The following is a 13,249-nucleotide window of genomic DNA, read 5'->3' as shown; positions in this document are numbered from 1 at the left end:
TTCGATTCCTTTGGGAGGCTTGTATGAGTCCCATTCAAATCGCCTTGCTGCTGCTCGCCGTTGCCGGCGTGTGGGCTATCGTTGAGCTCGCGCTTACCCTGCGCAAGACCCGCAACGTTGTCGATTCGCTCGATAAGACCGTGAACGACCTCAACAACACCATCGCCGAGGCGCAGCCGGTGGTGGCAAAACTCGACGGTGCTGTCGACGAGCTTACGCCGGCACTTGCCCAGATGGAGCCGCTGCTTAAGTCGAGCAAGACCGCCGTCGACGCCCTTACCTCCAATCTCGTAGAAGTTGAGGCCGTGGTTCGCGACATTTCCGAGGTTACGGGCAGCATGGCCGAGGCCAGCAATGCTGTGTCGAGTGTAACTGATTCCGCGGCAGGTGCCGTGCAGAAACTCATTAACAAGGTGAAGGCTCCCGCGGCCGACGCCGAGCGCAAGCTTTCCTCTGCCGCCGAAGCCGAGCAGCCGACCGAGCGCGTCTTGATTGGCGAAGCCGGGGACGAGGCCGCCGCGGGCGACGATGATTGCCATAAGCATGTTGGCAAGCCGGCTCAGTATTACACCTATACGCCCGCCGAGTCCTCTGAGGAGTCCTGCGATGAGTAGCGAAGCAACCTGCCCCATCACGCTGACCGTTGCCGGCGACCCGCGTCTCGCTCGACTTGTGCGCATGACGGCGGCCAACGTTGGTGCCCTGTGCTCCATGTCTGTCGATCGCATCGAGGACATCCGCATGGCTGCCGAGGAGGCTTTCATCTTTGGGTGCACCGCGGTCGACTGCGACGACATCACCATCAAATTCGATGTCGATGAGACTCACGTTGGCATGACTATTACCTTTGGAGACCAGGCTACGGTTGATGAAAACGACCAGGCTGCGGTGTATGCCGAGCTCATCCTCGCGAGCGTGTGCGATTCCTACGAAAAGACTGCGGCGCCCTTAACGCTTTCCCTCGACCTCAAGGCGGATATCTAATATGACCGAACGTTCCCGGAGCGGCAAGGCCGCTTGGGACAAGGAGAAAACCCGCGAGCTATTTCGTCGTTATAAGGAGACCGGTGATCCGGAAGCCCGCGAGCAGCTCGTCATGTCCCATATGAACCTGGTAAGGTTTCTTGCCAACAAATTTAAGAATCGTGGCGAGCCGCTCGACGACCTGATGCAGGTTGGCTATTTGGGCCTGCTCAAGGCGATCGACCGCTTTGACCCTGAGCGCGGGCTCGAGTTCACCACGTTTGCCACGCCCACCATCTTGGGCGAGATCAAGCGTCACTTCCGTGACAAGGGCTGGAGCGTGCGCGTGCCTCGTCGCCTGCAGGAGCTTTCTGCCAAGGTTAACCAGGCTACCGACAAGCTTACCAACGAGTTGCAGCGCTCGCCCAAGGTCGAAGAAATCGCTGAGTACCTGGACGTGACCGTCGACGAGGTCCTGGAGGCTATGGAATCGTCTTCGGCCTATACCTCGGTGCCCATTGAGGCTCCTGGTGCGTCCGATTCCGACGATGCGCCCTCGATTCTCGACCGCTACGCCGACGACGACAACGAGCTCGACTTTACCGATGACCGTCTGGTCATTGAAGAGGCCATCCGCGATTTCTCGCCGCGCGAGCGCGAAGTCATCGAGCTGCGCTTTGTAAAGGGCATGACCCAGATCGAGATCGCCAAGAAGCTGGGCATCTCGCAGGTGCAGGTCTCGCGCTTGTTGCGCCGCACCCTCAAGAAGATTCAGGATAAGATTGACCCCGACGGAGTGATGATTCGTTCATGAGTGAGCACCCCCAACAAACAGACCGCACGCTGCGCGATACCCGCATTCTGACGCTTCGCATTTGGGCTGTTGTCGGCTGCATTGTCATCGCTGCCGTCATCTTTAACCTTATGGGCATCCTGGCACCGGTTATCGAGTTTCTCGCTGTTGGTTCCATCATTGCTTTTGTGATGTCCCCGATCACCAACTGGCTCGAGCATCATGGCGTGAATCGCGGCATCGGTTCGCTTATAGCGCTTATTGTTGTTGTTGCCGTGCTCGTCGGTGTTGTTTGCATCTTGTCGCCGATTCTTTTTGGTCAGATCATGGAAGTCCTGAGCCGCCTGCCCGAGCAGCTTCGTGTTGCGGGTGGCGACCTCAACGAGATGGTCTCGCATGTCAAGACGCTCAACAACACGCCGCTCATGGAGTATTTGGACGATAATCTTTCGTCGCTGGTTACCGTGGCATCGAAGTATGTGTCTCAGATCGCTGCCGAGCTTGGCCGCGGTGTGTTCCCGCTCATCACCAATACGGCCTCGCAGTTGTTCGTGATCTTCCTTGGTCTGGTGCTTGCCTACTGGATGGCCTGCGATTATCCTCGCATGCACCACGAGATTTGCACCATCATCGGTCAGGAGAAGGAGACTTCGTACCGCTTTATGGTCGCCATCCTTTCTCGCTCTGTCGGCGGCTACATGCGCGGTATGGTCGTGACGTCCATCTGCGGTGGTTTCCTCGCCTTTATTGGTTTTATGATTATCGGCCATCCGTATGCGGCGCTCATGGCTATCTTTACCGGCATCATGCATTTGGTTCCGGTCGTCGGCCCCTGGGTGAGCGCGGCAATCGCCACAGTGCTCGGTTTCATGTTCAGCCCCATGTTGGCGTTGTGGACGCTCATCGTGACGATGGTCGCGCAAAACGTCACTGATAACGTGATTTCGCCTAAGGTCATGCAGAGCTCGGTGCAGGTGCATCCCATCATGAGCCTCACGGCGCTCGTTATTGGCTCGGCACTCATGGGCCCCATCGGCATGATTATTGCCATCCCGCTGTGTGCGGCCCTCAAGGGTATCTTCGTGTACTACTTCGAGAATGAGACCGGCCGACAGCTTGTGGCCTATGACGGCGCCGTGTTTAAGGGCACGCCGTACCGCGATGCCGATGGCAACCCGGTCGCCGCCTACGACGCGCTCGGCGACGACACCTTCATCTACGAGTCCGAACTCATCGGCAACGAGACTGCGCCCGAGGCCAAGGCCATGCCCAAGCCCGAGCTCGATAATCCCTGGATTAAGATCTCTGGTCTGCAGCCCGATGCCACGGGCTTCTTCAAGAACCCCTTTGCCAAGGACGATGACTCCAACACGGACGACGATACAAAAACCGGCATCGACGGCTCCATGGACGATGACGACAAGTAGCGGGGTAATTTGGGCTAACATTCATACGCGCTAACATGCAATTTCGCTGAAGGGCCGGCATTGTGCCGGCCCTCTTTTTTGCACAGGCGCGGTGGGATGGTAATATCGTTACGTTTGAACTGTTTCGATGTGAAACCGAGGAGATTCCCTCTATGAGTGCTGACTACCCGTCAATGACTACGGCCGAGATTCGCTCTAAGTTCCTCAACTTCTTTGAGGAGCGCGGTCTTAAGCTCTATCCTTCTTCGTCCCTCGTCCCCGACGATCCTTCGCTGTTGCTTGCTAACGCCGGCATGAATCAGTTTAAGGAGTACTACCAGGGCAAGAAGACCATGAAGGAGATCGGCGCGATCTCCTGCCAGAAGTGCGTCCGCACCAACGACATCGATTGCATCGGCGAGGACGGCCGTCACCTGTCCTTCTTTGAGATGCTCGGCGACTTCTCCTTTGGCGGCGTCTCCAAGCAGCAGGCCTGCGCTTGGGCCTTTGAGCTCATCACCAAGGAGTTCAAGCTGCCGCTCGATCGCCTGTACTTCACCGTCTTTACCGAGGACGACGAGACCCATGACGTATGGCGCTCCCTGGGCGTTGCCGAGGATCACATCTCCCGCTTGGGCGAGGACGACAACTTCTGGGCCGCTGGCCCCACCGGTCCCTGCGGTCCGTGCTCTGAGATCTACTTTGACATGGGCGAGGAGGTCGGTTGCGGCAGCCCCGACTGCAAGCCTGGCTGCGACTGCGATCGCTTCCTTGAGTTCTGGAACCTCGTGTTTACCCAGTACGACCGCCAGGAGGACGGCTCCATGCCGGAGCTGCCGCACCGCAACCTCGATACGGGTATGGGTCTGGAGCGCATGGCCGCTATCATGCAGCACAAGACCGCTAACTACGACGGCGATCTGATGCAGCACCTCATCAAGCTCGGTGAGAAGATCAGCGGCAAGACCTATGACGCCGACGATTACTCCGGCGCCAGCCGCTCCCTGCGCATCATCGCCGACCACTCCCGTGCCGTCGACTTTATGATCTCTGACGGCATCCTGCCCGGTAACGAGGGTCGCGAGTACGTCCTTCGCCGCCTGCTCCGCCGTGCCGTGTTCCACGGTCGTCTGCTGGGCATCGAGGGCGCCTTCCTGACCAAGTTCATCGACGAGGTCAACGCTCAGATGGGCGAGGCCTATCCCGAGCTGCTCAAGAACGTCGCGCTCGTTAAGGGCATCGTCGCCTCCGAGGAGGAGCGTTTCTCCACGACGCTCGACAACGGCCGCTTCTACCTGGATGAGGCTCTGGCCGCGCTTGCCGAGGGTGCTGTCCTTCCGGGCGACGTCGCCTTTAAGCTGCATGACACCTTTGGTTTCCCCATTGACCTGACCGTCGAGATTGCCGGCGTCGCTGGCCACGACGTCGACATGGACGGCTTTACCGCCTGCATGGAGGACCAGAAGGCCCGCGCTCGCGCCAACGCCAAGGGCGATGCTTGGGGCAGCTTCAACGACGTGTGGGTCGAGCTTTCCGACAAGGTTGCCGCGACCGAGTTCGACGGCTATGACAACGATGTGATCGAGGGTGCCAAGGTTGTCGCCATCGTTCGCAACGGCGAGTCCGTCGAGTCCGCTGCCGTGGGCGAGGACGTCGAGGCCGTGCTCGACCGCACCCCGTTCTACGCCGAGATGGGTGGCCAGCAGGGCGATGCCGGCGAGCTTTCCGCCGAGGGCGTTGCGCTGACCGTTTCCGATACCAATAACCACAATGGCCTGTATGCTCACGTCGCGCACGTTGCCGAGGGCACATTGACCGTCGGTGCTACCGTGACCGCCGCGCTCGACGTCGAGCGCCGTGGTTTCCTGCGCCGCAACCACACCGCCACCCACCTGCTCGACGCTGCGCTTAAGCAGGTCCTGGGCGAGCATGTCTCCCAGGCTGGCTCGCTGGTGACGCCCGAGCACCTGCGCTTTGACTTCACGCACTTCGAGGCCCTGTCCTCCGAGCAGCTCAAGGCTGTCGAGGACCTGGTCAACCAGCAGATCTTCGCCTCCAAGCCGGTCGTGACCCGCGTCATGGGCATCGACGAGGCCAAGGCCGCCGGTGCTGTCGCCCTGTTTGGCGAGAAGTATGGCGACGTCGTCCGCGTTGTCTCCGTGGGCGCCGAGGACCAGCCGTTCTCCCGTGAGCTCTGCGGTGGCACCCATGCCGCCAACACCGCCGAGATCGGCCTGTTCAAGATCATTTCCGAGTCCTCTACGGGCTCCAACGTCCGCCGCATTGAGGCCGTGGCCTCTAAGGGTGCTCTCGACTACATGGCCGACCGTTTGGCGCTCGTCGACGCCGCCGCTGCTGCGCTCAAGTGCCGTGTGGATGAGGTTCCCGCCCGCGTGGAAAACCTGCAGGCTGAGCTGCGCGAGACGTCCAATAAGCTTAAGAAGGCGCTGACCGGTGGCTCCTCCGATGCTATCTCCAGCGCCATCGAGGGCGCCGTCGAGCTCGACGGCTACAAGCTCGTCGTCGCTGAGCTCCAGGGCCTTGAGGCCGCTGACCTGCGAAACGTCTGGGATACCGTGCACCAGAAGGTTGCCGGTCCTGTCGCCTGCGTCGTCGCCAGCGTGACCGAGAAGGGCACCCCGGCCCTGCTCGCCGCCGGCTCTGATGACGCTGTCAAGGCCGGTTTCCACGCCGGCAACGTGATCAAGCAGATCGCGGGCCTGGTCGACGGTCGTGGTGGCGGCCGTCCCAACATGGCCCAGGCCGGTGGCAAGAACGCCGCCGGCATCGCCGATGCCCTCGCGGCCGCTAAGACCGCGCTCGGCGCCTAAGAATCTAGGTAATCGCTGTGGTCGCGCTTGCGCTGGACATAGGGGAGACCAGGATCGGCATCGCCGTCTCGAGCCGTGATGGCAAGATGGCGATGCCTGTCAAGGTGCTCCCGGCTGCAGAGGTCACCGGTATGGCCAAGACGTTCCGCTACCTGGTCGAGGACTATGAGCCCGATATCCTGGTAAGTGGGCGTCCCCTGACCATGGCCGGTGAGCCCGGTCCCCAGGCCGAGCGTGTTGCCGCTGTTGCGCAAAAGATTGCCGACGAGCTCGATCTTCCGTTGGAGTTTGAGGACGAGCGCCTGTCCTCGCAAGAGGCCAAGCGTATCCTGCGCGAGCAGGGCCTCAACGAAAAACAGATGAGGGGCAAGATTGACATGATTGCCGCCAGCCTGTTTTTGCAGACGTGGCTTGATCGTCAAAACGAGGAGGTTTCGCATGCCTAGCGCTCCCGATCCGCGCCAGCCGAATCGTACACGTCAGCCGGCGTCGCGCCCTGCCCAGCCTGGCCAGCGTCCGGCACAGCCGACCCAGCGCGCAGCTCAGTCTGCCGCGCGCCCGGTGCAGTCCTCCTCTCGTTCGGCCCAACCTGTTCAACGGACGGGTCAGCAGCCTTCTGCTCGTTCGGTTCAGTATCCGGCTTCTCACGCGGCTCAGCAGCCCACTGCTCGTTCGGCTCAGCCTGCAGGCGGTGCTCGCTTTAAGCAACAGGCACCTACCCAGCGAACGCAGGTCCCCCAATCGCATTCGCATCACGCTCGCGGTTCGCATGGCGTTGCTCCGGCGACTCGCTCGAGCTACAACACGCATGCTCGTCGCGGTGCTCAAAAGAAGAGTTCTCCGGTTCCTATGATCATCGGCGTTGTGGTGGCCGTTATCGCGCTTGCTACTATCGCTTTCTTTGTCGTGCCTGCCGTCAAGGGCTTCTTTGCCGGTGAGGATACGAAGGTCACGGCTGGTCAGCAGGTTACGGTGACCATTCCCGACGGTGCTTCGGGTGATGCGATCGCCTCGATTCTCTCCGAGAACCATATCGTCGAAAATCCCAAGGATTACTACGCGGCGGTGAAAAAGCTCAACGCCGATATGTCGCTTAAGCCTGGCACCTACTCGTTCACCACGCTCATGGATGCGACCAAGGTTGTTCAGCAGCTCATGGAAGGTCCTAACGCGGGCTCCAATGCGCTGACTATCCCTGAGGGCCTGACGGTCGATCAAGTCGCCGACCGTGTGGCCCAGGCCTACGACAGCATCTCTAAGGAAGACTTCCTCAACCAGGCTAAGGCCTCCAATTACGTGGATGACTATAGCTTCCTTAAGGGCGCCGCCAACGACTCGCTCGAGGGTTTCTTGTTCCCCAAGACCTATTCGTTGGGTGATTCGCCGACGGCCGATGACGTGATTCGCGCCATGCTCGATCAGTTTAAGACTGAGTACAAGTCGCTTGACTTTGCGAGCTGCGAAGCCAAGATCAAGGAGCGCTACGGTGTGGAGATGTCCGACTACGACATCGTTAACTTGGCCTCTATCGTTGAGCGCGAGGGCCTCAACGCCGATCAACGTGCGCACGTGGCCTCGGTCTTCTACAACCGCCTTGCCGGCAAGCTCGACGGTCTGCGCTATCTCAACAGCGATGCGACCATGATGTATGTCACCGGTGGCGAGGTTACCGCCGACGACCTGCAGAGCGATAGCCCATATAACACCTATAAGCACGAGGGCCTGCCACCCACGCCCATCTGCTCTCCTTCGCTCGAGGCACTCAAGGCCACGCTTGAGCCGACCGACTCCGATGACCTGTATTTCTACATTACGCAGGACGAGGAGTACTTCTCGCAAACCTACGAAGAGCATCAACAGTCTTGGAATTAGCATGAGGATTTTTAGCCCCAAACGATACGTTGCCTCGGTCGATCGCATCGACCTTGATACCCTGTGGGCCGACGGCAAACGCGCCATTCTGCTCGATCGCGATAACACTCTGGTGCCGCGCGACACCGAGCAGGTTCCCACTGCGGTTTCCGCTTGGCTCGACGCCGCCCGCGCCAAAGGCTTTAAGCTGTGCATGGTGTCCAACAACTGGCATCGCGACCAGGTCATGAGCTCTGCACGCGAGCTGGGACTCGAGGCCATTAGCCACGCCATGAAGCCCGCCCCGTTTGCCTTGAAGGCGGGTCTTAAGCGCCTCGGCGCCACGGCAGACGAGGCGGTGCTGATCGGCGATCAGCTGTACACGGACGTGTGGAGCGGTAATTTTGCCGGCGTTGACACTATTCTGGTCAAGCCGCAGGCAACCCAGGACCTGTGGTACACGCAGATCTTCCGTATCTTTGAGCGCCGGGCCCTGCGCGACCTTCCCTGCGAGGAATAGGTTTCGCCATGTCTCAGCACATCAAACACGGCTGCGACCATATTTTCTTTATCGGCTTTTTGGGCGCGGGCAAATCGACGCTCGCGCGCAACGTCGGCACTATGTTCAAGCGGCGTTTTATCGATACCGATCGTTTGGTTGTGCGTCGATGTGGCAAGTCGGTGACCGAGATATTTGAGACCGAGGGCGAGGATCGTTTTCGCGAGCTCGAGACCTCGGCACTCCGTTCGCTTCAAAGCGAGCGCAGCCTGCTGGTGTCGTGCGGGGGTGGCATCGTCGAGACGCCGGTGAACATTGAACTGATGCACGAGATGGGTACATGCGTGTACCTCGAAGGCGACTTTGAGGACTCGTTGCGCCAGATTCGCCGTTCTGATACCCGGCCCGATTTCCGCTCGCCCGAGCATGCTGCGCGCCTGTTTGAGCATCGCCGTCCGCTGTATCGCCAGGCCGCCGATATTACCCTTGATATTCGCAACAAGTCCTTCGAGGACGTTTCCTACCTTTGTGCCGAGATGCTTTTGGAGCGTGGACTGCTATGATTCGCCGTCAACTTATCAATTTCCAAAACCGCAGTGTCGATGTCCGCGTCGGATTGGGGGCGTTCGAGGAGCTGCCGCGCATGTTTGCCTCGGTTGTGGGCAAGCCTAAGCGCGCGATGGTGGTTTGGAACGACGCCACATCCGAGCGTTTTGGCGAGGCTGTCGAGCATGCACTGGTTGACGCCGGTTTTGCTGTGTCGTTGCTCGTCCTCGAGGTTTCGCCTGCCGGTGCTACGCTGGTCGATGCCGATACCGTCTTTGGCGCCCTGTCGGCTAATGGCATTACCTGTGACGATCTCGTTGTCGCTGTCGGCGACACGGCGACCTGCTCAGTCGTTTGCTGGTGTGCCAATCAGTGGTGCGGTCGCACCGAGTGCGCCTTGCTGCCGACGACGTTCGACGCCATGCTCACGGTCGCGACGACCATGAAGCCGCTCGTCGCCTCGTCGGAGAATGCGCTTCCCGCTATCGCGTTCCGTCCCGAGCCGGGCTTGGTCGTGTGTGACCTCGACCTTGTTCGCGCGGCGGACCCCGAGGACCTTAAGCTCGGTTATGCGGTACTTGTTGGCACCATGCTTTCGAGCAGCAAGTCCCGCTGGAATCAGTTTACTGAGACCGTCCCCGAGATTCTCGCGGGCGAGGAGGTCGCGCTCGTCAATGCCGTTCAGTGGTCTCAGACTGCACGTAAGGACGTACTGATGGCCACGAACCCGAGCGCCCGCCATGCGCTCGATTTTGGCAAGACGGGGGAGCGTACCCTGCGCGCCTGCTTGGTCGATGCCGCGTCGCAGGTCCCTGTCTACCAGCTGCTGTCCGAGGGCATGCGCTTTGAGGCGCGCCTAGCACATGATGCCTGTGACTTCGATATCGATTACGTCTTTGAGGTCGATGACTGCCTGGAGGACTTTGGTATCGAGGAGCTTGCCTTCGATCTGGAGCCTGCCTCATATATCGAGGAGTTCCGCAGGCAGCAGTTTGTCCGCTCGAACCGCAGCATGTTGCCGCTGCCCGCGGCGCTCGGCGCCATTCGTCTAACGAGCGTTGAGGACGAGGTCCTCGACCGCCATGCTCACGCCTACTTGGCTTCTCGCAAAGAACTTCTCTAGGATTTATTGACATACATCGTCTTTCGTATCATGTTGAGGGGCGGGTTTCCAATCGGTTGCGAATCGCGCGCGATTCCGTCGTTCGGTTGAGACCCGTTCCGTCTTTATAGAGACAACAAGAAAGGAATCTGCATGTCAGAGTTTGCTGCCGGTCCTGCCGGTCGTATCGAGCGTGTCCGTGCCCTGATGGTTGAGCGTGGCTACGACGCTATCGTGGTGCGCGACGAGGCCAACCTTCGTTGGCTTACGGGCGTCAAGGGCGTCTTCGATTACACCTTCGAGTTCCCGCATGCTGCGTTTATTACGACCGACCAGTGCCTGTTCCATACCGACTCGCGCTATCTCAACAGCTTTGAGGAGAACACGCCCGCCGGCAGCCCCTGGGTTTACGACATGGACGAGGGCACCATCCCCGGTTGGGTCGCCGGCAAGATCGCGGCCAACAAGTGCCGCGTCTGCGCTGTCGAGGACGACATGCAGATCAATTTCTACCAGGGTATTCAGCGTGGCCTGGAGGACCGCTCCGTTGCCTGCATGCTGCCGCTGATGCATGACGACATCCGTAAGATGCGCGCCATCAAGGACGCCGAGGAGATCGAGCTCATGCGCCACGCGCAGTCGATCACCGACGCCGCCTTCCAGCACATGCTCGGCTATATTAAGCCCGGTATGACCGAGAAGCAGGTCCGCAACGAGCTCGAGAACTTTATGTTCGCTAACGGTGCCGACAGCCTGGCCTTCGGCTCCATCGTCGCGAGCGGCCCCAACACCGCCAACCCGCATGCCGTCCCGAGCGACCGCGTGATCGAGAAGGGCGACTTCGTTCTCATGGATTATGGCGCGGGCTACTGCGACTATCGCTCCGATATGACGCGTACCGTCGTGATGGGCGAGCCCACGCCCGAACAGCTCGACCTGTACGCGCTCGTGCGCCGTGCGCACGAGGAGTGCGTCGCCGCAATCCATCCGGGCGTCGAGGGCAACGACATTTTCAAGCTTTCCAAGAAGATCATTGGCGATGCCGGCTATGGTGATTACTACAACCATGGTCTGGGCCACGGCGTGGGCATTGACATCCACGAGCTGCCCAACTTTAACCGCAGCAAGAATATCATCGAGGTCGGCTCGGTTATCACCATGGAGCCCGGCGTGTACCTGCCCGGTGTGGGCGGCGTGCGCCTGGAGGACTACGGCGTGGTCACCGAGAACGGCTACGAGCCCTTCACCAAGACACCGCATGACCTTCACGTTATCGACTGCTAGTCCTCTTCGATAGATTTTTGGGCGGGGCGTCCGGAGCAATTCGGGCGCCCCGCGTTCTCTTTTTATGCGCTCGCTGCAGGCGCCGTCTGCAAGTGTATAATTTCGGTCGTATGTAATTTGGACGCTTGTGCGTTCTGCCCATAAGAAGAAAGGTCGCTATGCCTACCATTTCTACCGCCGACTTCAAGAACGGCCTCGGTCTCCGCATCAAGGACAAGGTCTACACCATCGTCGAGTTCCAGCACGTCAAGCCGGGCAAGGGCGGCGCGTTTGTGCGCTACAAGACCCGCGATATCAAGAGCGGCCGCGTCGTCGAGAACACCTGCAACGCCGGCACCAAGTTCGAGAGCGTCATGCTCACCACCCGTGAGTTCCAGTACCTCTACAACGATGGCACCGACTACATCTTCATGGACAACGAGTCCTATGAGCAGGTTCCCGTTCCCGAGGACATGGTGGGCGAGAACTCCAAGTGGCTGCGCGAGAACGACATCTGCCAGCTGCTCTTCGCCGACGATGAGCTCATGGGTGTGACCCCGCCGATGTTCATCGAGACCACCATCGTCCAGACCGACCCGGGCTTTAAGGGCGACACCGTCCAGGGTTCCACCAAGCCGGCCACCATCGACACTGGCGCTGTCATCCAGGTCCCCATGTACCTCAACGAGGGCGAGGTCATCAAGGTTGACACCCGCGACGGCAAGTTCGTCTCCCGCGTCTAGCAACCAACTCTTCTAGGAGGACTCATGCCCCAGGAAATCAAGATTGACGGCATCGGCATTTCACCCGATGTTCTGACCGCCATCGTCTCGCGCGCCGTGTCGGATGTCGAGGGCATCGCCTCCGTTGGCGTCAAGGACCTTGCCACCAACCTTGTCTCCATGATGCTCTCGTCCAAGGCCCCGGCTTCCGAGCCGGCGGTCGAGGCCGAGGTCGTCGGCGACAAGCTCGCACTCACCGTGCGTGTCGTGGTGTTCTTTGGCTATCCGTTCAAGAAACTCGCCGAGGCCGTTCGCGCTGCCGTGGTCGCTGCCATCGATGCCCAGGTGGGCGTTGAGGTCGAGCGCGTTGACGTTTGCATCGACGGCCTCGTTTTCCCCAAGGAGTAACCTTTGAGCCTTAAGGTTTATCGCGGGCGTACGCTTGCCCGCAGTCAGGCGCTGCAGCTGCTGTTTCAGGCCGAGGCCACGGACAGCCCGCTCGAGCGCGTCCTCGAGGGCGAATTCCTGATCTCGAAGGGCCCCCTCGACCCCTATGCGCTGGAGCTGTGCCGCGGTGCCTACGAGCATATCGATCGCATCGACTGTGCCCTGCGCGCTGTCGCCAAGAACTGGGATCTTATGCGCATGCCCGGCGCCGACCGCAATCTGCTGCGTATCGCCGTCTACGAGATGCGCTTCTTTACCGACGAAGAGGTCTCGGACGCCATCGTGATCAACGAGGCCGTTGAGCTTGCCAAGGCCTATGGCACCGACCAGTCCGCGTCGTTCGTCAACGGCGTGCTGGGCAAGATCGCTCGCAGCGAGGAGCTGCCGGGTGAGGACCTGTACCAGGAGCTGCTGGCCGAGGATCGCGCTCGCGAGGAGGCCCAGGCTGCCGAGGCTGCCGCCAAGGTCGCTGCCGCTCAGGCTGCCGCCGGTGTACTTGCCGCTGATGCGGACGCCGCCGAGGCTGACATCGACTCCGTCGAGGAGTAGTCATGCCAGAGGGTTCTGTCCGCAACTTTGACGAGATCTCAGACCGTTTGGATCAGATCATCGCTACCGTTCGCTCCAAGGATACCTCCTTGGAGCGTTCGCTCGATCTGTTTGACGAGGCGATTGAGCTGGGCTCCCGCGCGGTCGACATGGTCGATAAGTTTGAGCTGACGCCGCGTGAGGCCGACAAGCTCGAGCAGGAATACGATGAGGATGCGGCAAACGAATCCCAGGATAGCTAGGCCGCATCTCCGGATACGAATGGTTGATGGCATTC

Annotated in this window: 15 protein-coding genes; all 15 read left to right on the top strand. The window is 60.2% G+C overall.

The genetic code is table 11. The features are described from left to right. Nucleotides 1-23 precede the first annotated feature (23 nt). The 15 genes from AAAV21_RS00335 (at nucleotide 24) to AAAV21_RS00265 (ending at nucleotide 13,214) form a co-directional block, all read left to right on the top strand. The gene (locus tag AAAV21_RS00335; protein ID WP_055251085.1) at nucleotides 24-614 is read left to right on the top strand and encodes a hypothetical protein; all 591 of its coding nucleotides are present in this window, start codon (nucleotides 24-26) and stop codon (nucleotides 612-614) included. Further along, nucleotides 607-984, top strand: coding sequence for a hypothetical protein (locus AAAV21_RS00330; RefSeq protein WP_055251082.1), 378 nt, complete (start codon nucleotides 607-609; stop codon nucleotides 982-984). The genes AAAV21_RS00335 and AAAV21_RS00330 overlap by 8 nt, the downstream gene beginning before the upstream one ends. Nucleotide 985: 1 nt before the next feature. Then, nucleotides 986-1,777 (top strand): RNA polymerase sigma factor SigF, encoded by a 792-nt coding sequence (locus AAAV21_RS00325; RefSeq protein WP_055251080.1) that lies wholly within the window; start codon nucleotides 986-988, stop codon nucleotides 1,775-1,777. After that, nucleotides 1,774-3,183: an AI-2E family transporter gene (locus tag AAAV21_RS00320; protein WP_349106573.1), complete on the top strand. Its 1,410-nt coding sequence runs from the start codon at nucleotides 1,774-1,776 to the stop codon at nucleotides 3,181-3,183. Before AAAV21_RS00325 ends, AAAV21_RS00320 begins: the two co-directional genes overlap by 4 nt. Before the next feature lie 152 nt (nucleotides 3,184-3,335). Next, nucleotides 3,336-5,993, top strand: a complete 2,658-nt coding sequence (gene alaS / locus AAAV21_RS00315) for an alanine--tRNA ligase (RefSeq protein WP_349106570.1) — start codon at nucleotides 3,336-3,338, stop codon at nucleotides 5,991-5,993. Nucleotides 5,994-6,010: 17 nt separating this feature from the next. After that, nucleotides 6,011-6,439: a Holliday junction resolvase RuvX gene (gene ruvX, locus AAAV21_RS00310; RefSeq protein ID WP_349106567.1), complete on the top strand. Its 429-nt coding sequence runs from the start codon at nucleotides 6,011-6,013 to the stop codon at nucleotides 6,437-6,439. After that, nucleotides 6,432-7,865 carry an endolytic transglycosylase MltG gene (mltG, locus tag AAAV21_RS00305; RefSeq protein ID WP_349106565.1) on the top strand — a complete coding sequence of 478 codons (1,434 nt, stop codon included), beginning with the start codon at nucleotides 6,432-6,434 and terminating at the stop codon, nucleotides 7,863-7,865. Before ruvX ends, mltG begins: the two co-directional genes overlap by 8 nt. Before the next feature lies 1 nt (nucleotide 7,866). Continuing rightward, on the top strand, nucleotides 7,867-8,364 hold the full coding sequence (locus AAAV21_RS00300; protein WP_161194197.1) for a YqeG family HAD IIIA-type phosphatase: 498 nt from the start codon (nucleotides 7,867-7,869) through the stop codon (nucleotides 8,362-8,364). Between the two features lie 8 nt (nucleotides 8,365-8,372). Next, entirely contained in the window at nucleotides 8,373-8,906 is a 534-nt protein-coding gene (locus AAAV21_RS00295) for a shikimate kinase (RefSeq protein ID WP_099431675.1), read from the top strand. Further along, nucleotides 8,903-10,012, top strand: a complete 1,110-nt coding sequence (locus tag AAAV21_RS00290) for a hypothetical protein (RefSeq protein ID WP_349106562.1) — start codon at nucleotides 8,903-8,905, stop codon at nucleotides 10,010-10,012. The genes AAAV21_RS00295 and AAAV21_RS00290 overlap by 4 nt, the downstream gene beginning before the upstream one ends. 132 nt (nucleotides 10,013-10,144) lie before the next feature. Continuing rightward, nucleotides 10,145-11,275 carry a Xaa-Pro peptidase family protein gene (locus AAAV21_RS00285; RefSeq protein WP_349106560.1) on the top strand — a complete coding sequence of 377 codons (1,131 nt, stop codon included), beginning with the start codon at nucleotides 10,145-10,147 and terminating at the stop codon, nucleotides 11,273-11,275. A 158-nt stretch (nucleotides 11,276-11,433) separates the two neighbouring features. Then, on the top strand, nucleotides 11,434-11,997 hold the full coding sequence (efp, locus tag AAAV21_RS00280) for an elongation factor P (RefSeq protein ID WP_006233983.1): 564 nt from the start codon (nucleotides 11,434-11,436) through the stop codon (nucleotides 11,995-11,997). A gap of 24 nt (nucleotides 11,998-12,021) precedes the next feature. Further along, on the top strand, nucleotides 12,022-12,384 hold the full coding sequence (locus tag AAAV21_RS00275) for an Asp23/Gls24 family envelope stress response protein (RefSeq protein WP_006233982.1): 363 nt from the start codon (nucleotides 12,022-12,024) through the stop codon (nucleotides 12,382-12,384). Nucleotides 12,385-12,387: 3 nt separating this feature from the next. Beyond that, the gene (nusB, locus tag AAAV21_RS00270; RefSeq protein ID WP_349106558.1) at nucleotides 12,388-12,972 is read left to right on the top strand and encodes a transcription antitermination factor NusB; all 585 of its coding nucleotides are present in this window, start codon (nucleotides 12,388-12,390) and stop codon (nucleotides 12,970-12,972) included. Nucleotides 12,973-12,974: 2 nt separating this feature from the next. After that, nucleotides 12,975-13,214, top strand: a complete 240-nt coding sequence (locus AAAV21_RS00265; protein ID WP_006233978.1) for an exodeoxyribonuclease VII small subunit — start codon at nucleotides 12,975-12,977, stop codon at nucleotides 13,212-13,214. The last annotated feature ends 35 nt before the right edge of the window (nucleotides 13,215-13,249 follow it).

This window comes from Collinsella sp. CLA-AA-H302 (genome assembly GCF_040093305.1).
Taxonomy (GTDB): domain Bacteria; phylum Actinomycetota; class Coriobacteriia; order Coriobacteriales; family Coriobacteriaceae; genus Collinsella.
The sequence above is the reverse complement of the archived record's forward strand: the minus strand, read 5'-3'. Positions and strand labels throughout refer to the sequence as shown.

What these genes read in the sequence shown, in the direction of transcription:
- AAAV21_RS00335 (WP_055251085.1), top strand. Translation starts at nt 24, where the DNA reads ATGAGTCCCATTCAAATCGCCTTGCTGCTGCTCGCCGTTGCCGGCGTG.
- AAAV21_RS00330 (WP_055251082.1), top strand. Translation starts at nt 607, where the DNA reads ATGAGTAGCGAAGCAACCTGCCCCATCACGCTGACCGTTGCCGGCGAC.
- AAAV21_RS00325 (WP_055251080.1), top strand. Translation starts at nt 986, where the DNA reads ATGACCGAACGTTCCCGGAGCGGCAAGGCCGCTTGGGACAAGGAGAAA.
- AAAV21_RS00320 (WP_349106573.1), top strand. Translation starts at nt 1,774, where the DNA reads ATGAGTGAGCACCCCCAACAAACAGACCGCACGCTGCGCGATACCCGC.
- alaS (WP_349106570.1), top strand. Translation starts at nt 3,336, where the DNA reads ATGAGTGCTGACTACCCGTCAATGACTACGGCCGAGATTCGCTCTAAG.
- mltG (WP_349106565.1), top strand. Translation starts at nt 6,432, where the DNA reads ATGCCTAGCGCTCCCGATCCGCGCCAGCCGAATCGTACACGTCAGCCG.
- AAAV21_RS00300 (WP_161194197.1), top strand. Translation starts at nt 7,867, where the DNA reads ATGAGGATTTTTAGCCCCAAACGATACGTTGCCTCGGTCGATCGCATC.
- AAAV21_RS00295 (WP_099431675.1), top strand. Translation starts at nt 8,373, where the DNA reads ATGTCTCAGCACATCAAACACGGCTGCGACCATATTTTCTTTATCGGC.
- AAAV21_RS00290 (WP_349106562.1), top strand. Translation starts at nt 8,903, where the DNA reads ATGATTCGCCGTCAACTTATCAATTTCCAAAACCGCAGTGTCGATGTC.
- AAAV21_RS00285 (WP_349106560.1), top strand. Translation starts at nt 10,145, where the DNA reads ATGTCAGAGTTTGCTGCCGGTCCTGCCGGTCGTATCGAGCGTGTCCGT.
- efp (WP_006233983.1), top strand. Translation starts at nt 11,434, where the DNA reads ATGCCTACCATTTCTACCGCCGACTTCAAGAACGGCCTCGGTCTCCGC.
- AAAV21_RS00275 (WP_006233982.1), top strand. Translation starts at nt 12,022, where the DNA reads ATGCCCCAGGAAATCAAGATTGACGGCATCGGCATTTCACCCGATGTT.
- AAAV21_RS00265 (WP_006233978.1), top strand. Translation starts at nt 12,975, where the DNA reads ATGCCAGAGGGTTCTGTCCGCAACTTTGACGAGATCTCAGACCGTTTG.